The sequence below is a fragment of the Burkholderia stagnalis genome (assembly GCF_902830275.1).
In the GTDB taxonomy this organism is placed as follows: domain Bacteria; phylum Pseudomonadota; class Gammaproteobacteria; order Burkholderiales; family Burkholderiaceae; genus Burkholderia; species Burkholderia stagnalis.
Genome location: NZ_CADESW010000025.1, coordinates 42,729 through 63,277, shown reverse-complemented (window position 1 = coordinate 63,277; position 20,549 = coordinate 42,729). Strand labels below are relative to the sequence as shown.

General features: G+C 68.7%; 18 protein-coding genes and 1 other RNA gene. 10 read left to right on the top strand and 9 right to left on the bottom strand.

Features of this window, described 5'->3' with window-relative positions; genetic code table 11:
- The first annotated feature begins 74 nt into the window (after positions 1-74).
- Both HWY45_RS31155 and clpB read left to right on the top strand, forming a co-directional pair.
- Positions 75-569: an Rrf2 family transcriptional regulator gene (locus HWY45_RS31155; RefSeq protein WP_059882726.1), complete on the top strand. Its 495-nt coding sequence runs from the start codon at positions 75-77 to the stop codon at positions 567-569.
- A gap of 136 nt (positions 570-705) precedes the next feature.
- Complete coding sequence (gene clpB / locus HWY45_RS31150) at positions 706-3,303, top strand: ATP-dependent chaperone ClpB (RefSeq protein ID WP_059809428.1); 2,598 nt, start codon at positions 706-708, stop codon at positions 3,301-3,303.
- A 103-nt stretch (positions 3,304-3,406) separates the two neighbouring features.
- On the opposite strand, the gene HWY45_RS31145 is transcribed toward clpB, so the two are convergent.
- The gene (locus HWY45_RS31145) at positions 3,407-3,838 is read right to left on the bottom strand and encodes a YidB family protein (protein WP_059567268.1); all 432 of its coding nucleotides are present in this window, start codon (positions 3,836-3,838) and stop codon (positions 3,407-3,409) included.
- A gap of 79 nt (positions 3,839-3,917) precedes the next feature.
- Positions 3,918-4,529: a ComEA family DNA-binding protein gene (locus HWY45_RS31140; protein WP_059882723.1), complete on the bottom strand. Its 612-nt coding sequence runs from the start codon at positions 4,527-4,529 to the stop codon at positions 3,918-3,920.
- A gap of 274 nt (positions 4,530-4,803) precedes the next feature.
- Here HWY45_RS31140 and HWY45_RS31135 point away from each other — a divergent pair, with 274 nt between their 5' ends.
- Positions 4,804-5,256: a MerR family transcriptional regulator gene (locus HWY45_RS31135; protein WP_059809418.1), complete on the top strand. Its 453-nt coding sequence runs from the start codon at positions 4,804-4,806 to the stop codon at positions 5,254-5,256.
- A complete protein-coding gene (locus HWY45_RS31130) occupies positions 5,240-5,647 on the top strand; it encodes a carboxymuconolactone decarboxylase family protein (protein ID WP_059567262.1) in 408 nt (135 codons plus the stop codon). Before HWY45_RS31135 ends, HWY45_RS31130 begins: the two co-directional genes overlap by 17 nt.
- 13 nt (positions 5,648-5,660) lie before the next feature.
- Here the strand turns inward: HWY45_RS31130 and HWY45_RS31125 are convergent, their stop codons facing one another.
- Positions 5,661-7,583, bottom strand: a complete 1,923-nt coding sequence (locus tag HWY45_RS31125; protein ID WP_059882721.1) for a sigma-54-dependent Fis family transcriptional regulator — start codon at positions 7,581-7,583, stop codon at positions 5,661-5,663.
- Between the two features lie 488 nt (positions 7,584-8,071).
- Here HWY45_RS31125 and HWY45_RS31120 point away from each other — a divergent pair, with 488 nt between their 5' ends.
- The 5 genes from HWY45_RS31120 (at position 8,072) to lipA (ending at position 13,402) form a co-directional block, all read left to right on the top strand.
- Complete coding sequence (locus HWY45_RS31120) at positions 8,072-9,136, top strand: ATP-NAD kinase family protein (protein WP_059882764.1); 1,065 nt, start codon at positions 8,072-8,074, stop codon at positions 9,134-9,136.
- 145 nt (positions 9,137-9,281) lie between these two features.
- Positions 9,282-10,265 carry a thiamine pyrophosphate-dependent dehydrogenase E1 component subunit alpha gene (locus tag HWY45_RS31115; protein WP_059567259.1) on the top strand — a complete coding sequence of 328 codons (984 nt, stop codon included), beginning with the start codon at positions 9,282-9,284 and terminating at the stop codon, positions 10,263-10,265.
- Positions 10,266-10,309: 44 nt separating this feature from the next.
- Entirely contained in the window at positions 10,310-11,314 is a 1,005-nt protein-coding gene (locus HWY45_RS31110) for an alpha-ketoacid dehydrogenase subunit beta (protein ID WP_059809413.1), read from the top strand.
- Between the two features lie 4 nt (positions 11,315-11,318).
- Complete coding sequence (locus tag HWY45_RS31105) at positions 11,319-12,434, top strand: acetoin dehydrogenase dihydrolipoyllysine-residue acetyltransferase subunit (protein ID WP_059882719.1); 1,116 nt, start codon at positions 11,319-11,321, stop codon at positions 12,432-12,434.
- Positions 12,435-12,436: 2 nt separating this feature from the next.
- Complete coding sequence (lipA, locus tag HWY45_RS31100) at positions 12,437-13,402, top strand: lipoyl synthase (RefSeq protein WP_059882718.1); 966 nt, start codon at positions 12,437-12,439, stop codon at positions 13,400-13,402.
- A 38-nt stretch (positions 13,403-13,440) separates the two neighbouring features.
- On the opposite strand, the gene HWY45_RS31095 is transcribed toward lipA, so the two are convergent.
- The 6 genes from HWY45_RS31095 to trxA all read right to left on the bottom strand — a co-directional run bounded on the left by HWY45_RS31095 (position 13,441) and on the right by trxA (position 19,965).
- Complete coding sequence (locus tag HWY45_RS31095) at positions 13,441-14,805, bottom strand: MATE family efflux transporter (protein WP_059882716.1); 1,365 nt, start codon at positions 14,803-14,805, stop codon at positions 13,441-13,443.
- A 2-nt stretch (positions 14,806-14,807) separates the two neighbouring features.
- On the bottom strand, positions 14,808-16,637 hold the full coding sequence (locus tag HWY45_RS31090) for an ArnT family glycosyltransferase (RefSeq protein ID WP_124480269.1): 1,830 nt from the start codon (positions 16,635-16,637) through the stop codon (positions 14,808-14,810).
- Positions 16,638-16,782: 145 nt separating this feature from the next.
- The gene (locus tag HWY45_RS31085) at positions 16,783-17,046 is read right to left on the bottom strand and encodes a type B 50S ribosomal protein L31 (protein ID WP_059567246.1); all 264 of its coding nucleotides are present in this window, start codon (positions 17,044-17,046) and stop codon (positions 16,783-16,785) included.
- Between the two features lie 157 nt (positions 17,047-17,203).
- Complete coding sequence (locus HWY45_RS31080; RefSeq protein ID WP_059567244.1) at positions 17,204-18,037, bottom strand: M90 family metallopeptidase; 834 nt, start codon at positions 18,035-18,037, stop codon at positions 17,204-17,206.
- A gap of 144 nt (positions 18,038-18,181) precedes the next feature.
- Positions 18,182-19,444 (bottom strand): transcription termination factor Rho, encoded by a 1,263-nt coding sequence (gene rho / locus HWY45_RS31075; RefSeq protein WP_006478662.1) that lies wholly within the window; start codon positions 19,442-19,444, stop codon positions 18,182-18,184.
- 194 nt (positions 19,445-19,638) lie between these two features.
- Positions 19,639-19,965, bottom strand: a complete 327-nt coding sequence (gene trxA / locus HWY45_RS31070; RefSeq protein WP_006402348.1) for a thioredoxin TrxA — start codon at positions 19,963-19,965, stop codon at positions 19,639-19,641.
- 372 nt (positions 19,966-20,337) lie between these two features.
- Between trxA and ffs the strand changes: the two genes are divergently transcribed.
- Positions 20,338-20,436: signal recognition particle sRNA small type (gene ffs, locus HWY45_RS31065), an RNA gene on the top strand.
- Positions 20,437-20,549: the final 113 nt, after the last annotated feature.

Sequence of the window (20,549 nt, the reverse complement as noted above, 5' to 3'; positions counted from 1 at the left end):
GCGGGCCCCGCGCAGGGCGCGCGCCCGCCGCCCGTCCCATCCGTGCAGGATCATCAACGACTGTTCTTTCGCCCATGAGACTCACCGACTACACCGACTACTCGCTGAGAGTCATGCTTTACCTCGCCGTGCGGGGTGAAGGTCTTGCGACGATCCAGGAGATCTCGGATGCCTACGGCATCTCGAAGAACCATCTGATGAAGGTCGTGCAGCGCCTGGGCGAGCTCGGGTGGGTCGACACCGTGCGCGGCCGCAATGGCGGGCTGCGGCTGTTTCCGGAGTCGACGCGCCTGACGGTCGGCCAGGTCGTGCGCGAGACCGAGAACGATTTTGCGCTGGTCGGCTGCTTTGCCGGCGGCGAAGCGCCGAGGGCCTGCGTCATCGAGCCGCAGTGTCGCCTGAAGGGCGTGCTGGCGGCGGCGCGCGACGCATTTTTCACGGAGCTCGACCGGCACACGCTCGGCGAGCTCGCCCAGCCCGCGGCGCCGCTCGCGGCGCTGCTCGGCATCCAGCCGATCGCCGTCGTGCGGGCCACGTCGCCCGCCGAACCGTCGCCGCTCGAAGGCTGACCACCTCGCCGCCCAGGCCGCCGGCTCGCACGCTGCGCCGCTCCCGCAACATTTTTGCGCTGAATCGACACGAAATCGCTTGAAAGCCGCATAACCATCCTCAATTTGGTGTTATTCGAAAATTGGAGGTCTCTACATGAGAATCGACAAGCTCACCACCAAATTCCAGGAAGCGCTCTCGGACGCGCAAAGTCTCGCGGCAGGCCGCGACAATCAATACATCGAACCCGTCCACGTGCTGGCCGCGCTGATCGCGCAGCACGACGGTTCCGCTCGCTCGCTGATGTCGCGCGCGGGCGTTCACGTGCAGGCGCTGCAGGGCGCGCTGAACGAGGCGATCTCGCGCCTGCCGCAAGTGACGGGCACGGGCGGCGACATCCAGATCGGCCGCGAGCTGGTCGGCCTGCTGAACCAGGCGGACAAGGAAGCGCAGAAGCTCAACGACACGTTCATCGCGAGCGAGATGTTCCTGCTCGTGGTGGCCGACGACAAGGGCGAAGCGGGCAAGCTCGCGCGCCAGCACGGCCTTACGCGCAAGGCGCTCGAAGCCGCGATTGCCGCGGTGCGCGGCGGCTCGCAGGTGCATAGCCAGGATGCCGAAAGCCAGCGCGAAGCGCTGAAGAAGTACACGGTCGACCTGACCGAGCGCGCCCGCGCGGGCAAGCTCGACCCGGTGATCGGCCGCGACGACGAAATCCGCCGCTCGATCCAGATCCTGCAGCGCCGCACCAAGAACAACCCGGTGCTGATCGGCGAGCCGGGCGTCGGCAAGACCGCGATCGTCGAAGGCCTCGCGCAGCGGATCGTCAACGGCGAGGTGCCGGAGACGCTGAAGGGCAAGCGCGTGCTGTCGCTCGACATGGCGGCGCTGCTCGCGGGCGCGAAGTATCGCGGCGAGTTCGAGGAGCGCCTGAAGGCGGTGCTCAACGACATCGCGAAGGACGAAGGGCAGACGATCGTCTTCATCGATGAAATCCACACGATGGTCGGCGCGGGCAAGGCCGAAGGCGCGATGGATGCGGGCAACATGCTGAAGCCGGCGCTGTCGCGCGGCGAACTGCACTGCATCGGCGCGACCACGCTCGACGAATACCGCAAGTACATCGAGAAGGACGCCGCGCTCGAGCGCCGCTTCCAGAAGGTGCTGGTCGACGAGCCGAGCGTCGAGGCGACCATCGCGATCCTGCGCGGGCTGCAGGAGAAGTACGAACTGCACCACGGCGTCGACATCACCGACCCGGCGATCGTCGCCGCGGCCGAGCTGTCGCATCGCTACATCACGGACCGCTTCCTGCCGGACAAGGCGATCGACCTGATCGACGAGGCCGCCTCGAAGATCAAGATGGAAATCGATTCGAAGCCCGAAGAGATGGACAAGCTCGACCGCCGGCTGATCCAGCTGAAGATCGAGCGCGAGGCCGTGAAGAAGGAGCAGGACGAAGCGTCGCAGAAACGCCTGCAGCTGATCGAGGAAGAGATCGAGCGCCTCGGCCGCGAGTATGCGGACCTCGAGGAGATCTGGACCATCGAGAAGGCCGCGGTGCAGGGCAGCGCGCAGCTGAAGGAAGAGATCGAGAAGGTGCGCGCCGACATCGCGCGCCTGCAGCGCGAAGGCAAGCTCGAGAAGGTCGCCGAGCTGCAGTACGGCAAGCTGCCGCAGCTCGAGGCGCAGCTCAAGCAGGTCACGCAGGCCGAGGAGAAGGAGCAGCACAGCCCGACGCGGCCGCGCCTGCTGCGCACGCAGGTGGGCGCCGAGGAAATCGCGGAAGTCGTGTCGCGCGCGACCGGCATCCCCGTGTCGCGGATGATGCAGGGCGAGCGTGAAAAGCTGCTGCACATCGAGGAGAAGCTGCACGAGCGCGTGGTCGGCCAGAACGAGGCGATCGACGCGGTCGCCGACGCGATCCGCCGTTCGCGCGCGGGCCTCGCCGATCCGAACCGTCCGTACGGGTCGTTCCTGTTCCTCGGCCCGACGGGCGTCGGCAAGACCGAGCTGTGCAAGGCGCTCGCGGGGTTCCTGTTCGATTCCGAGGAGCACCTGATCCGCATCGACATGAGCGAGTTCATGGAGAAGCACAGCGTCGCGCGGCTGATCGGCGCGCCGCCGGGCTATGTCGGCTACGAGGAGGGCGGCTACCTGACGGAAGCCGTGCGCCGCAAGCCGTACAGCGTGATCCTGCTCGACGAGATCGAGAAGGCGCACCCGGACGTGTTCAACGTGCTGCTGCAGGTGCTCGACGACGGCCGCATGACGGACGGGCAGGGCCGCACGGTCGACTTCAAGAACACGGTGATCGTGATGACGTCGAACCTCGGCTCGCAGGTGATCCAGGCGATGACGGGCGCACCGCAGGACGAGATCAAGGACGCGGTGTGGCTCGAGGTGAAGCAGCATTTCCGCCCCGAGTTCCTGAACCGGATCGACGACGTTGTCGTGTTCCACGCGCTCGACCGCAGCAACATCCAGTCGATCGCGAAGATCCAGCTCGCGCGCCTGCACGACCGGCTCGCGAAGCTCGACATGGCGCTCGACGTGTCGGAAGCCGCGCTCGAGCAGATCGGCAAGGTCGGCTACGATCCGCTGTTCGGTGCGCGGCCGCTGAAGCGCGCGATCCAGCAGGAGATCGAGAACCCGGTCGCGAAGCTGATCCTCGCGGGCCGTTTCGGCCCGAAGGACGTGATTCCGGTCGATGTGCAGGACGGCCAGTTCGTGTTCGACCGCGTCGTCCACTGAGCGCGCACAGGGGCCCGGCGCGGGATGCCGGGCCGCCAAAAGCAAACACCCCGCCGGGAGGCGGGGTGTTTTTTTATCTGGCGCGCCAGATGCGCGCCGGGGCTCAGCCCTGCTTGTTGCCGCCGAACATGCCGGCGAGCTGCGTCAGCGTGCCGAGCACGTTCGACGTGTCGAGCTGGCCGCCTGCCGGCACTTCGCCGTTCGGCGTCGCGCCGTTGATCACGTGCGGCAGCACTTGCGCGAGGATGCCCGACACCTGGCCCGGGTCGATGCCGACCTTGCTCGCCAGCGCGCCGACCGCGTCGGAGCCGAGCACGTTCTGCAGCGTGTCGGGCGAGATCGGCTGGTTCTCGCCGGTGCCGACCCACGAGCCGATGATGTCGCCGGCGCCGCCGGCCTTGAACTTCTCGATCAGGCCGTTCAGGCCGCCCGGCTGGTTATTGACGAATTCGAGCGCCGCCATGAGCAGCGCGCTTTGCGAGTTGCCGCCTGCCTGGCCGCCGATCAGACCGCCGACGATGTCGAGTAGACCCATGATTCTTCACCTTCACTGAAAGGGCGCCGCGTCGGCGGCGCCCGTTTGACGATGCCGCGCGCAGCGCGCGCGGCGCACCTCAGGCGCCCGACGCCGCGGCGGCGGAGGCAGCCTTGTCCTTCTTGCTCTTCTTCTTCGAGCCCTTCGTCGCCTTCGCGGCCGACGCATCGGCCGGCGCGCTGGCGCTCGCGCTTGTGTCCGCGGCCGGCGCCGAAGCGGCCTTGCCCTTCTTCGACGCACGCTTGGTCTTGGCCGGCTTCGACGCCGCTTCCGGTGCGCTGGCGGCCGGTGCCGTCGTCGCGGCCGGCGGGGTGGTCGCGGCGCCGGTCGTTGCCGGGGCCGTCGTGGCCGGCTTCGTCGCCGGGGCTGCCGTGCCGGTGGTCGCGGCCGGCTTCGATGCCTTCACGCCCTTCGGCGGGGTCGACGAGCCGCCGATCGTCAGGCCGTTTTCCTCGAGGTGCGCGACCGATTTCGTGCCGAGCCCCTTCACGCGGTTCGCGAGATCGTCGGCATCCTTGAACGGGCCGTTCTTCGTGCGCTCGTCGATGATCGCCTTCGACTTCACGGGCCCGAGGCCCTTGACGGCTTCGAGCGCGGCCTGGTCGGCCGTGTTGACCTCGACGGCCGCGGCGAAGGCCGCGGTCAGCGACAGCGATAGCGCGACGAACAGCATCAGCAGCTTCTTCAGCATGGCAAAGGCTCCCTGGTTCTGACGGATGAATGGCTGTTGCAACGGACGACGGGTGGCGCGAGGCCGGGCGTCGCCGTTAAGCATAGGACAAATGCGTGCCCTTTTTAAGACAGGCTGTCCCAATCTTGCTGAACGCGTGCGCCGCTGTAAAGGGTACAGGCCGCGCCAGGCAGCGGTTTTGACGATGTTTGACGGAATCTCCGCGCCGATTCGCGCTGGCCAGCAAAAAGCCGTTGACTTAGAGTGAGCTCTAAGTCCTAACCTCGAGCATGTCATGTCACCCGAATCGAAATCTTCCGCCGCCGGCGCACTGACGATCGGCCAGGTCGCCGAACTGATGGGCGTGTCGACGCACACGTTGCGCTACTACGAACAGGCCGGCCTGCTGCGTGCGATCGTGCGCACGCAGGCCGGACACCGGCTCTATGCGCCGATGGACCTCGACTGGCTGCGCTTCGTGATGCGCCTGAAGGCGACCGGCATGCCGATCGCGCAGATGCAGCAGTTCGCGGCACTGCGCGCGCAAGGCGAGCCGACGCTCGGCGCACGGCGCGAACTGCTCGTCGCGCACCGCGACGCGGTGCGCGCGCATATCGCGGAACTGCAGGCGAGCCTCGATGTGATCGGCGAGAAGATCGCCTATTACGAGACGGCGGAGCGCGAAGCGGGGCGACAGTCGACATCCTCTCAACCGGAACAGGACACACGCCATGGAACGACTCGCTGAAGACCGCTATACGCGCGGCTGGAACAAACTGAAGGAAATCGACGGCGCGGCGGGCGAACGCGTGATCGCGGCGCTCGAGCCGATCGCGCCGGATTTTGGCCGGCTGCTGATCGAGTTCGCGTTCGGCGACGTCTACAGCCGGCCGCAGCTCGACCTGAAGGCGCGCGAGATCGCGACGATCGCCGCGCTCGCGGCGCTCGGCAACGCGCAGCCGCAATTGAAGGTGCACATCGAGGCGGCGCTGAACGTCGGCTGCACGCGCGACGAGATCGTCGAGGTGTTCATGCAGATGGCCGTCTACGCGGGCTTTCCGGCCGCGCTGAACGCGTTGTTCGCCGCGCACGAGGTGTTCCGGCAGCGCGATGCGCAGCCGGACGCGCACGCCGCATGAACGGAGCCGGTCGTCACGCGCGATGCGGCGCGACGATCCGGTGCTTTGCGATGCGCCGGTACAGCGTCGCGCGCGAGATGCCGAGCGCCTCGGCCGCCGCATCGGGCCGCCAGCGGTGCGCGGTCAGCGCGGCGACGATGCGGCCGCGCTCGTCGTCGCGCAGCGCGCCGGCCGCGCCCGGCGCGAGCCGCGCGGCGAGGTCGGCCGGCAGGTCGCGCAGCGTCACGCGCGCCGCGTCGCACACCGCGCACGCATAGCGCAGCGCGTTGCGCAATTGCCGCACGTTGCCGGGCCACGCGTACAAGGCGAGCTGCTCGGCGAGCGCGGCGTCGAGCGTCAGCACGTGCCCCGTCGCGTGCGCTTCCTCGGCGAACACCGCGGCGATCACGTCGCGGACGTCGGCCCGTTCGCGCAGCGGCGGCAGGTCGAACACCGCGCCGCTCAGCCGGTAATACAAATCCTCGCGGAACGCGCCGGCCGCGACCATCTGCGCGAGATCGCGATGCGTTGCGCAGATCACGTCGAGGTCGACGCGCACCGGCGTATCGCTGCCCAGCGGCACGACCTCGCCGTCGGCGAGCACGCGCAGCAGGCGGGTCTGCAACGACAGCGGCATGTCGCCGATTTCGTCGAGGAACAGCGTGCCGCCGTCCGCGAGCGCGAGCTTGCCGCGCGCGCCGTGCTTGCGCGCGCCGGTGAACGCGCCGGCCGCATAGCCGAACAGCTCGCTTTCGATCAGCGCTTCCGGCAGCGCGCCGCAATTGACTGCGACGAACGGCCGCGTGCGCCGCGCCCCCGCGTCGTGGATCGCACGTGCGAACACTTCCTTGCCCGCGCCCGTTTCGCCGAGCACCAGAATCGGCAGCCGCTTGCTCGCGACACGCAGCGCGAGCGCCGCGTGCCGCGCGATGCGCGCGTCGCTGCTGTGCAGGAACGGCGTCAGCGCGCCGACGTGGCGCTCGGCGGCCGTGCCGGGCCGGCGCGACGCGGCGCCGGCCGTGTCGCGCGCGCTGCCCCGCAGCGGCGCGCGCAAGCGCGCATAGAGCGGCGCGCCCGTCGCGCGCAGCCGCAGCGCGACGATCGCGTCGAGCTGCGCGGCGTCCCGCAGCGGCAGGTCGGCCGAATCGAAGATCTCGTCGATGTGGCGCGGCTCGCGCAGCTCGGGCAGTGCGTCGCGCGCGTGGCGGTTCGCGGCGACGATGTTGCCGCACGCGTCGAACGCGATCAGCCATTCGGGCTGCGCCTCGACGTAGTGACGGTTCGGATGACCGAACAATATCCAGTGCTGCGCCAGGCTGTGCAGGAAGTAGCCATCCTCGATCAGCGCCGCGTGCTGTCGCACGAGCTGGTAGACGAGGCGCTGGCTGTCGCGGCTGTCCGGCGACTGCACCGCGGACGCATCGAGCACGCCGATCAGCTCGCCCGTCGGCGCGAAGATCGGTGCGGCGCTGCAGGTGAGCGTCGTGAATGCCGCGCGGAAATGATCGGTCTTGTGCACGGTGATCGGCGCGAGATCCGTCAGCACGCTCGCGACGCCGCAGGTGCCTTCCTCGCTCTCCGACCAGCACGAGCCGATGTGCAGCCCCGCATGACGGAAGTCGGCGCGGCGCTCGCGGTCGATCCGGTAGTCGATCGTCACGCCGTGCGCGTCGGTCAGCATCACGCAGTAGTCGGCGACGCGGATCATGTCGTGCAGGCGCGTCAGGCACTGTCCCGACGCGCGCAGGAACGCCTCTTCCTTGTCGCGCACCTCGCGCAGCGCCGCGGCGGTCAGCACGCGCGGCCCGATCGATGACGCCGGATCGAGCCGGTAGCGCTCGAGCGAGCGCTGCCACGACGACACGAGGCGCGACGAATCGGCCGGCGCGGGCAGGCGTCCGGCGAGCGCACCGAGCACCCGGTCGGCGTGCCGGGTCTGGGGAACGGCGTAGGGCATGGTCGGCTCCGGCTCCGTACGGCAGGGGGTTCGACGGTTTTGTAGCACATCCGTGCCGGCCGATCACATTGCATCGCAGCACGAAACACGCGTGAGACGTTCGTCTCACCGGCATCTCGGGCGGATGAGACGCGCGACGGCATGCGCCGCGTGCGCGAGCCGGAGCGGCGCGGGCCGCGCCGCGCCTGATCGCATGCGGGTCGGCGGGGGCGTGGCGGCTGGCGGCGCGAGTGCGATGGCAATCGGGGGCGCATGCCGATGCGTGAGACACGCGGGCCATCGCGCATCGCGCGATCGCGTCTGCGCGCCGCATGCCGGTCGCCCTCGGGCCCGCCACGCCGACGTCTGCGCGCGATCGACGCACGTTGCAAGCGCGATGGCACGGCGCTTGCAGATATCCCGGGCAGGACCGGCGCATCCGTGCCGGCGACGACGATCCGCAGCCCACGATGGCGGCGGACGTCCTGCATGGGACAGGAGACAAGCCCGTGACAACCCCCATTACCGTCGGCGTGATCGCGAATCCCGCATCGGGGCGCGACATCCGCCGCCTCACGACGCACGCGTCGGTGTTCCCGACCGCGGAGAAGGCGAACATGGTCGTGCGCCTGCTGGCCGGCCTCGGCGCGGCCGGCGTCGAGCGCGTGCTGACGCTGCGCGACCGCACCGGCATCGCGACGCTGCTGCTGCGCGCGCTCGATACGCATCGGGCCGTCGCGCCGCACGAGCGCTGGCCCGAAGTCGAATTCGCCGACCTGCCGATCACGGACAGCGTCGCCGATACGCATGCGGGCGCGGCGTGGATGCACCGGATGGACGTCACGCTGATCGTCGTGCTCGGCGGCGACGGCACTCATCGCGCGGTGGCCGCGCACTGCGGCGCGACGCCGCTCGTCGCGCTGTCCACCGGCACCAACAATGCGTTTCCGGAACATCGCGAGGCGACCGTCGCCGGCATCGCGGCGGGGCTTGCCGCGACCGGCGCGGTGCCGGCCGACGTCGCGTTCGCGCGCAACAAGCGGCTCGTCGTGCGCTGCGCGGCCGGCGCGCAGCCGGGCCGCGAGGACATCGCGCTCGTCGACGTCTGCGCGGCGCGCCAGCGTTTCATCGGCGCCCGGGCGATTTCCGGGCCCGCGGACATCGACACCCTTTACCTGACGTTCGCGGAACCCGACGGCATCGGCCTGTCGGCGCTCGGCGGCGCATGGGCGCCGCTCGAACGCAGCGCGCCGCACGGCCTTGCGATGCGCTTTGCCGCGCCGGGCCGGACCGACGGCACGCCGCTCGTCGCGCCGATCGCACCGGGCCGCGTCGACCGCGTCCTGATGCGCAGCTGCGAACGGCTCGAGCCCGGCGCCTGGCAGCCGATTCCGTTCGAGCACGGCACGCTCGCGTTCGACGGCGAACGCGAGATCGAGGTCGCGCGCGGCGAACGCTACGTGATTGCGCTCGACTGGCGCGGGCCGCTGACGGTCGACGTCGGCCGCACGCTGCGCTACGCGGCGTCGCGCCAGCTGCTGCGCGATGCGGGCTCGCGCGCGTGGCCGCGCTGACCGCGCAGGAGAGCCGCGATGAAGGCGATGACGACATCCGGCCGCGATCCGCCGGCCGCGCCGCAAAGGCGCTGAACCCATGCAGCACAGCGCCGCCGCACTCCGTCGCGCGGCGGCATTTCAACGATGAAACAAGGAGACAGACATGACCGTTTCGACTCAGCTCGGCAGGGACACGCTGCTGGACGCGTACCGGCTGATGCGCACGATCCGCGAATTCGAGGAGCGTCTGCACGTCGAGTTCGCGACCGGCGAGATTCCCGGCTTCGTGCACCTGTACGCGGGCGAGGAGGCGTCCGCGGTCGGCACGATGCTGCACCTCGGCGTCGCCGACTACGTCGCGACGACGCACCGCGGCCACGGCCACTGCATCGCGAAGGGCGTCGACGTGCACGGGATGATGGCCGAGATCTACGGCAAGAAGACGGGCGTGTGCCACGGCAAGGGCGGCTCGATGCACATCGCCGACCTGTCGATGGGCATGCTCGGCGCGAACGGGATCGTCGGCGCGGGCGGGCCGCTCGTGTGCGGCGCGGCGCTCGCCGCGAAGCACCGGAACACCGGCGGCGTCGGCGTGTGCTTCTTCGGCGACGGCGCGTCGAACCAGGGCGTGATCTTCGAATCGATGAACCTCGCATCGGTGTGGCGGCTGCCGGCGATCTTCGTCGCCGAGAACAACGGCTATGCGGAAGCGACGTCGTCGAGCTGGTCGGTTGCGACCGACAACATCGCGGATCGCGCGAACGGCTTCGGGATGCCCGGCGTGATCGTCGACGGCTTCGATTTCTTCGCGGTGCACGAGGCGCTCGGCGAGGCGGTCGAGCGCGCGCGCGGCGGCGGCGGCCCGACGCTCGTCGAGGTGAAGTTCTCGCGCTATTTCGGGCACTTCGAGGGCGACGCGCAGACCTATCGCGCGCCCGGCGAGGTGCAGAAGCTGCGCGACGAGAAGGATTGCCTGAAGCATTTCGAAGCGCGCGTCGTGCGCGCCGAGGTGCTCACGGCCGACGAACTGCGCACGGTCGACGCGCAGGTGAAGCGGCTGATCGACGACGCGGTCGCCGCGGCGAAGGCGGCGCCGCTGCCGGACGCATCCGACCTGCTGACCGACGTGTACGTGTCGTACCCGTGAGCGCCGCGCACCACGACTGACAGACCGGATTCCAGGAGACAGACATGGCAAGGAAGATCACTTATTCGCAGGCGATCAACGAAGCGCTCGCCCAGGAGATGGCGCGCGACGACCGCGTGATCGTGATGGGCGAGGACAACGCGGGCGGCGCGGGCGCGCCCGGCGAGGACGACGCATGGGGCGGCGTGCTCGGTGTGACGAAGGGGCTGTTCCACAAGTTCCCGGGGCGCGTGCTCGACACGCCGCTGTCGGAGGGCGGCTACATCGGCGCGGCGGTGGGCGCGGCCGCGTGCGGGATGCGGCCGGTCGCGGAGCTGATGTTCATCGATTTCATGGGCGTGTGCTTCGACCAGATCTTCAACCAGGCGGCGAAATTCCGCTACATGTTCGGCGGCAAGGCCGTGACGCCGGTCGTGATCCGCGCGATGTACGGCGCGGGCCTGCGCGCGGCCGCGCAGCATTCGCAGATGCTGACGTCGCTGTTTACGCACATCCCGGGCCTGAAGGTCGTGTGCCCGGCGACGCCGTACGACGCGAAGGGCCTGCTGATCCAGGCGATCCGCGACGACGATCCGGTGATCTTCCTCGAACACAAGCTGCTGTACACGCGCGAAGGCGACGTGCCCGAGGAGTCCTATGCGATCCCGTTCGGCGAGGCGAGCATCGTGCGCGAAGGCGACGACGCGACGATCGTCACCTACGGACGCATGGTGCACGTCGCGACGGACGCGGCCGCGAAGCTCGCGAAGGACGGCATCCACGTCGACGTGATCGACCTGCGCACCACGTCGCCGCTCGACGAGGAGACGATCCTCGAGAGCGCGGCGCGCACCGGGCGCGTGGTGGTGGTCGACGAGGCGAATCCGCGCTGCTCGATCGCCACCGACATTGCCGCGCTGGTCGCGCAGCGCGCGTTCCGGTCGCTGAAGGCACCGATCGAGCGCGTGACCGCGCCGCACACGCCGGCGCCGTTCGCGGGCGTGCTCGAAGACCTGTACATCCCGTCCGCCGACGCGATCGCGCAGGCGGTGCTGAAGACGAGGAGCTGACACGATGTCGATTCACATGATCACGATGCCCAAGTGGGGGCTGTCGATGGAGCAGGGGCAGGTCAACGGCTGGCTGAAGGCCGTCGGCGAGCGGGTGAGCAAGGGCGACGAGGTGCTCGACGTCGAGACCGACAAGATCTCGTCGGGCGTCGAATGCGCGTTCGACGGCACGCTGCGCCGGCAGGTCGCGCAGGAGGGCGACACGCTGCCGGTCGGCGCGCTGCTCGGCGTCGTCGCGGCGGAGCAGGCGAGCGACGCGGATATCGACGCGGCGATCGCCGCGTTCCAGCGCGATTTCACGCCGAGCGCGGCCGCCGACGACGCGGCCGGCCCGCAGCCGGAGAAGGCGCAGATCGGCGGCCGCATGGTCCGCTTCCTGAAGCTCGGCGACGGTGCGGGCACGCCCGCGGTGCTGATCCACGGCTTCGGCGGCGACCTGAACAACTGGCTGTTCAATCACGCGGAGCTGGCCGCGCACCGGCCGGTCTGGGCGCTCGACCTGCCGGGCCACGGCGAGTCGGGCAAGGCGGTCGACTCGGGCAGCCTCGACGAGCTGGCCGACGCGGTGCTGGCGCTGCTCGATGCGCAGCACATCGAACGTGCGCACCTGGTCGGCCACTCGATGGGCGGCGCGGTCGCGATGACGGCGGCCGAGCGCGCGCCGGCGCGCGTCGCGTCGCTCACGTTGATCGCGAGCGCGGGCCTCGGCCCCGACATCGATCGCGACTATATCGACGGCTTCGTCGCCGGCAACAGCCGCAATTCGCTGAAGCCGCATCTCGGCAAGCTGTTCGCGGACGGCGCGCTCGTCACGCGGCAACTCGTCGAGGATCTCGTCAAGTACAAGCGGCTCGAAGGCGTGCAGGCGGCGCTCGAGAAGATCGCGTCGTCCGCGTTCGACGGCGCGACGCAGCGGCGCGTGTTCCGCGACCGGCTCGCGGCGCTCGCACCGCGCACGCTGGTGATCTGGGGCGAGCGCGACCAGGTGATCCCCGCGCGGCACGCGCAGGGGCTGCCGGGCGGCGTGCGCGCCGAGGTGCTGGCGGGCCGCGGGCACATGGTGCAGATGGAGGCGGCCGCCGACGTGAACCGCCTGATCGTCGCCTTTCTCGGAGACTGACGATGACGGCCGCGCTCGAACGTCCCAGCCTGACGGCGCTCGGCCAGCCGGGCGCGCGCAGCCGCGACAAGCTCGCGCGCATTCCGGTGCGCGTCGAGCCGGCGGCCGGCGCCGCGTTGCCGAAGCCGGCGTGGCTGCGTGCGCGGCCGATGATGAGCGACAGCGTCGCCGCGATGGCGGCGGTGCTGCGCGAGCATCGGCTGCATTCGGTCTGCGAGGAGGCGATGTGTCCGAACATCGGCGAGTGCTTCGCGCAGCGCACCGCGACCTTCATGATCATGGGCGGGCTGTGCACGCGGCGCTGCCCGTTCTGCGACGTCGCGCATGGCCGTCCGGCGCCGCTCGACCCCGACGAGCCCGGGCGGCTTGCCGATGCGGTCGCCGCGCTCGGGCTGCGCTACGTCGTGATCACGTCGGTTGACCGCGACGACTTGCGCGACGGCGGCGCCGCGCATTTCGCCGCCTGCATCGCGGCGGTGCGTGCGCGGGTGCCGGGCATCGGCGTCGAGGTGCTGACGCCGGATTTCCGCGGCCGCGTCGCCCGCGCGCTCGAAGCGCTGTCGGCCGCCTGGCCTGACGTGTTCAACCACAACGTCGAGACGGTGCCGTCGCTGTACCGCGCGGCGCGGCCGGGCGCCGACTACCGCGGCTCGCTCGCGCTGCTGGCGCGTGCGAAAGCCGCGCATCCGGCGCTCGTGACGAAGTCGGGCTTGATGCTCGGGCTCGGGGAGCGCGATGACGAAGTGCGCGATACGTTGCGCGACCTGCGCATGCACGGCGTCGACGTGCTGACGCTCGGCCAGTATCTCGCGCCGTCCGCGCATCACCTGCCGGTGCGCCGCTACGTGAGCCCGGACGCGTTTGCCGCGTGGCGCGACGAGGCGCTGTCGTGCGGTTTCAGGGAGGTGGTGGCCGGCCCGCTCGTGCGTTCGTCGTATCACGCGGCGGAGGTGCTGCGAGCGGCCTGACTCGCCGCCGTGGCGCGCGCCGGCGGCGTCAGGCAGTTTCAGGCCGCCTCGGGCGCGAGCGCCCGCGCGGTGCGGCTCACGCGACGCAGGTAAAGCACGAGCCCGGCGCCCGCGAGCATCAGGCTGATCGTGTTCGCGAACCAGAAGCCGCGCGCGCCGGTCAGCCAGGCGGGCGAGAAGCCGCCGGCGTCGAAGCCGAGCAGGTAGCCGCCGCTGAGCCCGACGCCCCACAGCGCGACCGCGTAGATGACGGTCGGCACGATCGCGACCTTGTACGCGCGCAGCACGAACGCGGAGGTGACCTGCAGCGCGTCGAAGAAGTGATAGCAGGTGACGATCGCGACGAGCGGCAGCGCGGCCGCGGCGACCGCCGGGTTCGGCGTGTACGCGCCGACGATCAGCGGGCGCAGCGCGAACACGATCGCGCCATAGAGCACGGCGACGCCGCCGGCGAGCATCACGCCGTGCCGGCCGAGCAGCCGCGCCTCGTCGGGCCGGCCGGCGCCGAGCGCACGGGCGACGAGCGTCGACGTGGCGACGCCGATCGACAGCGGCGTCATGTACAGCACGCCGCCGATGTTGCCGGCGATCTGGTGCCCGGCGAGCGTCGTCGTGCCGAACTGCGCGATGAAAAGCGCCATGCAGGTGAAGGAGGTGACCTCGATCAGGTACGACAGGCCCATCGGCACGCCGAGCTTGAGGATCGCCTTCAGGCGCGCCCACGCGGGCCAGCAGAAGCGCGAGAAGATCGCGAGCGGCGCGAACACGTCGAGTTTCGCGAGCAGCGTGAAGCCGGTCAGCGCGAGCGTCCAGTTGATCAGCGTGCTGGCGAGCGCGCAGCCGGGGCCGCCGAGCGCCGGCACCCCGAGGCCGCCGAAGATGAACCAGAAATTCAGCGGAAACTTGAGCGCGAGCGCGCCGATCTGCAGGATCATCGCGAGGCGCGGCTTGCCGGCGGCATTGGCGAGCGCGTTGTAGATGCGGAACACGAGGCTCGCGGGCAGCCCGAACGACAGGATGCGCAGATATGCGACGGTGCGCTCGTGCAGCGCGGCGGGCGCGTGCGCGAGCCGCAGCAGCGGTTCGGGAAAATGCAGCAGCAGGAAGCCGGGCACCGCGAGCATCACGGCGAGCCACAGTGCCTGGCGCACTTCCTCGCCGATCTCGGCGTAGCGCCGCGCGCCGTACAGCTGGCCGGTGATCGGCTGCAGTGCGGACAGGATGCCCGTCAGGCCGATGAAGACCGACACGTAGATCGATGCGCCGAGCCCGAGCGCGGCGAGATCGATCGCGGAGAAACGGCCGACCATCGCGGTGTCGGTCACGCCGAACCCGATGATCGCGAGTTGGCCGACCAGCACCGGCCACGCGAGACCGATGATCCGGCGGAGGTCGGCCAGCATCGTCAATCGTCGGCCTGGCGGCGCGGCGGCCGGCGCTTGACCGGTGTCTTCGGGCGCTCGATGCGCTCGTACAGGCGGAACCGCTCGTCGCGGTCGGCGACGCGCCGGCCTTCCCAGACGAGTCGCCACACGTATTGCGACATCGAGCTGGGTTCGCCGAAATCGGCGCGGTCCTGGCGCAGGATCACATCGCAATCGCCGGAGTAGTCGAAGCGCATGTTGCCGAAATACGCGAAGGTCGCGATCTGCGCATCGCCGAGCCGCACCGGCGCAATGCACTCGTAATCGGACGGCAGGTGGGTGGCGATCTGCTGCGCGACGTCGCGATAGGTGCGGCCGTAGTTGACGATCGGCAGCCACAGCGTCATCAGCAGCACCCACATCAGCGTGGTGCCCGCGCCCGACAGCACGACGCTGCGCCACAGCACCTTCGGCTGGCGCGACACGCGCCAGCGCGCCAGCAGGAACCAGCAGACCGTCACCGTGACCGCGCAGACGAACGACAGCACCTTGAAATGCGGCTCGTAACCGGGCAGGAGCCGGCCGAGGTTGCGCGCAAGCGGGTGCGGGAAGCCGGTGAGCGACGCGAGCCAGACGAGCCACACGAAGCTGCCGAGGATCGTGAAGCTCAACACCGCGAACCAGTCGATCGCGTTGATCGCGCCGCGCTTGAGCGTCGGCAGCGCGAACGTCGCGAGCACCGCGAGCGGCGGCAGCAGCAGCATGTACATGCGGTTCGATTGCTGGCTCTGCAGGATCACGAGCGCGACGAGCGGCACGACGACCGACAGCGGAATCGCGATGTGCGCGCGCCGGCGCAGGCCGGCCCAGCTCCACCAGGCCCAGATCGCGAGCGGCCACGCAGGCCACGTGAAGATCGGCAGGTTCTTTGCCGCATACGCGAGCACGGCGGTCGGCGGGCCCGAGAAGCGCATCAGGCTGCCGTGCACCCACTGGTCGAAGAACCACGCGGCGTCGTCGGGCGCCACGGCGAGCGCGGTGAACACCCACAGCGCGATGATCGCGGCAGCGAGCGGCACGCCGATCGCCGCCACGCGCAGGTTGCGCATGTCGGGCGCGACGAGCCACAGCGCGGCCGTGCCGACGATCAGCGCGACGACCAGCACCGGGTTGCCGGACAGCGCCACGAGGCCGATCGCGAGGCCCCACCACAGCGCGCCCTGGGCCGGCTTGTCGATGCCGCGCACGATCCCGTAGACGAGCATGGCGATCAGCGCGAATTGCGCGAGCTGCGGCGTCGTTTCGTGGCCGCGCTCCGCGAGGCCGAAGCAGGCAAGCAGGATCAGCAGCGCGCCGTCGGCGAGCGTGCGGCCGTAGTCGCGCGGCTCCGGCTCACCGCCGAACGCATACTTGAACGGCTGGACTTCGGCGCGCCGGCCGAGCAGGTAGGCGGCATACCAGACGAACGCACAGGCGACGCAGAACAGGATTCCGGTGGAGAGGCGCGACGCGTTGCTCGCGTCGACCCAGGGGCCGAGCGCGCGGATCCACAGCGCGCCGAACCAGTAGCCGAGCGGCCCGTCGGTCGTAATGAACTTGCCGACGAGATTCGGCAGCAGCCAGTCGTGCCAGCCACCCTTGGCCATCGTCCACATCACGCCGAAGCCTGCTGCGTCCTCGTTTTTCCACGGGTCGCGGCCGAACAGGCCGAATGCCGCGTAGACGAGGCAGAGCGTGAGCAGCAGCCAGCGCGGCAGCGCGCGCGTGGCGGAGGCGGTGAGACGAACGACTGGCTTCATGCAGATGAGCGATTTGTTCTGGGCGCGGCCCGCGCGATGCCGCGCGGCGCGCCGGTTTTGAGCATCCGGCATTGTAGACGCGCTGGCCGTCGCGCGTCTTCGGCGTTGCCCGCGCGCGGGCCGGCGACGCACGGGTGAGCAGAGACGAAAAAGGGCAGCCTGGGCTGCCCTTTGGTGCGGTACCGGTGCATGACTTCCACCGGATGCGGTGCGAAGCTTACTTCGCGACCTTGCCGCTGGCGCGTGCGCCGAACTTGTTCTTGAACTTCTCGACGCGGCCGGCCGTGTCCATGATCTTTTGCTGGCCGGTGTAGAACGAGTGCGATTCCGACGACACTTCGATCTTGGCGAGCGGGTAGGTCTTGCCGTCGAGTTCGATGGTTTCGCGCGTCTGGATGGTCGAGCGCGTCACGAACTTGAAGCCGTTCGACATGTCTTGGAAGACGACTTCGCGGTAATCGGGGTGAATGCCAGGTTTCATGATTTTCCTTGGTGAGAGCGGTAGCCAACCCGCCGCTTGCCGTTCCGAACCGCGCGTTGATGCGCGTATCGACAGACGCCAAGCCCGGCGCGAGCCACTTGCCTAAGGTCGAAAAACGGCGATTATGCCAGAAAATCAGACGGTTGACGAATATTTTTCAGGGTGCGTCGAGCGCGCCGGTCTTGGCCGGATCCTGCCGGTAGTAGCGGGCGAGCAGCCGGTACAGCTCCGGGAATTCGGCCTCGAACGCGCGCGGCTGCACGAACAGCGCCTCGCTGCACACGGCGAAGAATTCCGACGGGTGGTCGGCCGCATACGGATCGATCAGCGAATCCCGCTCGAAGCGCGCCCATGCGCGATCCGGCACCGCGTCGACGCGCGCGCAGAAGTGGTCATAGGCGTGCTCGAACACGTCGGCCCACGCCTGCGCGTCGAGGTGCGGCGCATGCCAGCGGCGAAACAGCGGCGGATAGCCGTCGGCCGCACCGTTGATCATGTCGATCTTGTGCGCGAACTCGTGGATCACGACGTTGTACGCATCGCGGCCGTCGGTCATCTGCGCGTCTTCCCACGACAGGATGACCGGCCCGCCTTCCCACGCTTCGCCGCTCGCGTCCTGCTCGACCTCGTGGACGACGCCGTCCTCGTCCTGAACCGTCTTGCGGATCACGAACTCGCCCGGATACACGACGATCCCGACCCAGCCGTCATACAGCGACAGGTCCAGATTCAGCACCGGCAGGCAGGCCTGCGCGGCGATCCCGACGATCATCGCGTCGGTCAGCTCGAGGCCGTGCGCGGTCGAGAACGACTTTTGCGCGAGGAACAGGCTCGTCAGTTCGCGCAGCCGGCCGAGGTCGCCCGGCGACAGGTGGTCGAGGAACGGCAGGCGCTCGACGGTGTCCTGCCACAGCGCATCGGGGATCGGGTGGCTGCGCAGTGCGCGCTCGCGGCGGCGATGATCGAGCCAGCGGGTCAGTTTCGAAAGCATGGAGGCGGCGAGCGGAGGCCCAGGGCCAGTCGTTTGACTCGGATGGGGCGGATGATAGGTCAACGTGGCCGTTCGCGTACAGGCCACGAAAAAACGGCCGCCGGGCGAAACGCGCGGGCGGCCGTTTGGTCCTTTGCCGGGCGATCAGCCGCCGCGGCGCATCAGGTCGAAGAACTCGGAATTGCTCTTCGTCTGGCGGATCTTGTCGAGCAGGAATTCCATCGCCTCGACTTCGTCCATGTCGTGGATGAATTTGCGCAGCACCCAGATCTTCTGCAGGATCTCGGGCTTGATCAGCATTTCTTCGCGGCGCGTGCCCGACTTGTTCAGGTTGATCGACGGGTAGACGCGCTTTTCCGCGAGGCGGCGCTCGAGGTGCACTTCCATGTTGCCGGTGCCCTTGAACTCTTCGTAGATCACGTCGTCCATGCGGCTGCCGGTTTCGATCAGCGCGGTGCCGATGATCGTCAGCGAGCCGCCTTCCTCGATGTTGCGCGCCGCGCCGAAGAAGCGCTTCGGACGCTGCAGCGCGTTGGCGTCGACACCGCCCGTCAGCACCTTGCCCGATGCCGGGATCACGGTGTTGTACGCACGTGCGAGACGCGTGATCGAGTCGAGCAGGATCACGACGTCGTGCTTCATTTCGACGAGGCGCTTGGCCTTCTCGATCACCATTTCGGCGACCTGCACGTGACGCGTGGCCGGTTCGTCGAACGTCGACGCGATCACTTCGCCCGCGACGGAGCGCTGCATTTCGGTCACTTCTTCAGGACGCTCGTCGATCAGCAGCACGAACAGGATCACGTCCGGGTGGTTCTGCTTGATCGCGTGCGCGATGTGCTGGAGCATCACGGTCTTGCCCGACTTCGGCGACGCGACGAGCAGGCCGCGCTGGCCCTTGCCGATCGGCGCGATCATGTCGATGATGCGGCCCGTGACGTTCTCTTCGCCGCGCATTTCGCGTTCGAGCGACAGCGGCTTGTTCGGGTGCAGCGGCGTGAGGTTCTCGAACATGATCTTGTGTTTCGAGGCCTCGGGCGGCTGCCCGTTGACTTTGTCGACCTTCACCAGCGCGAAGTAGCGCTCGCCGTCCTTCGGGGTGCGGACTTCGCCTTCGATCGTGTCGCCGGTGTGCAGGTTGAAGCGGCGGATCTGCGACGGGCTGATGTAGATGTCGTCGGTGCTCGCGAGGTACGACATTTCCGGCGAGCGCAGGAAGCCGAAGCCGTCCGGCAGCACTTCGAGCGTACCGTCGCCGAAGATCGTCTCTCCCGTCTTGGCGCGCTTTTTGAGAATGGCGAACATCAGCTCCTGCTTGCGCAGGCGGTTCGCGTTTTCGATCTCGAGGCCATTGGCCATTTCGATCAATTCGGACACGTGCAGAGACTTGAGCTCGGATAAATGCATACGGGGATCCCGCCAGGGAAGAGAAGCGACGAAAGAAAAATGGGAGGAGGGCGAGCGGAAGCGCTCAGAGACTTAAATGCGTCTTCTAGACGTTTTTTAATTCTAGCATAGGCCGATTCGCGCTTGAGCGGCCGATCGGCGGCTTTGCGGCGGACGTGTTGCCGGCTGACAACACGTCCGCGAACCCGCGGGAATTACAGGTGGCTGTCCAGGAACGCGGTCAGCTGCGACTTCGACAGCGCGCCGACTTTCTGCGCGGCAGCCGCGCCGTTCTTGAAGAGGATCAGCGTCGGGATGCCGCGTACGCCGAACTTCGCGGGCGTCGCCTGGTTGTCGTCGACGTTGATCTTCGCGATCTGCAGCTTGTCGCCGTAATCCTTCGCGACTTCGTCGAGGATCGGGGCGATCATCTTGCACGGGCCGCACCATTCGGCCCAGAAATCGACGAGCACCGGCTTGTCGGATTTGACGACGTCCTGTTCGAACGAAGCGTCGCTGATGTGTTTGATCTGTTCGCTCATTTGGTCAATACCTCTTTCGGTTCGGGGACTGCCTGCATGGCGCCTGTCGGCGCGCCGGCCGCCCGGCGGGCTGCCGGCCGCTGCGGCAGGTAGCTCCGCTCTCCGGAAAAGAAGGGCGTAAGCGCTGCGTACCGCGGCTCGCGGGTCATTCGGGCGTCATATTAGCCTAAATTGCTATCCGCTGTTGACGGCGATAGTAGCCGCTTCGCGAGTAGGGGCACGATGGCGCCGACGACCGGTGCGCCATGCAGATGGAGGCCGGCACGGAAAATACAAGAGGGCGGCCGCGGCGGCAATCGCATGTGCATTTGTTTGCACATTCGTGTGCATAAACGTTCGCATTCGGCCGTAAGCGGTGTTAGAATGCGATGTGACGGGCCTCCTCGCATGGTGGGCCGGTGAACCTGGTCAGGTCGGGAACGAAGCAGCCACAGCCGTTTTCCGCCAGTGCCGAGGGTCGGGCTCGTCACCTTCCTTCTCGCCCCGTTCGCCGGGCGTTTTTTATTTCCCCTTCTCCTGTTTCCGCACTCGTGTTCCGTACCGTTTCGCGTGTCGGCGCGACGCAGCGTTGCTGATACAATTTC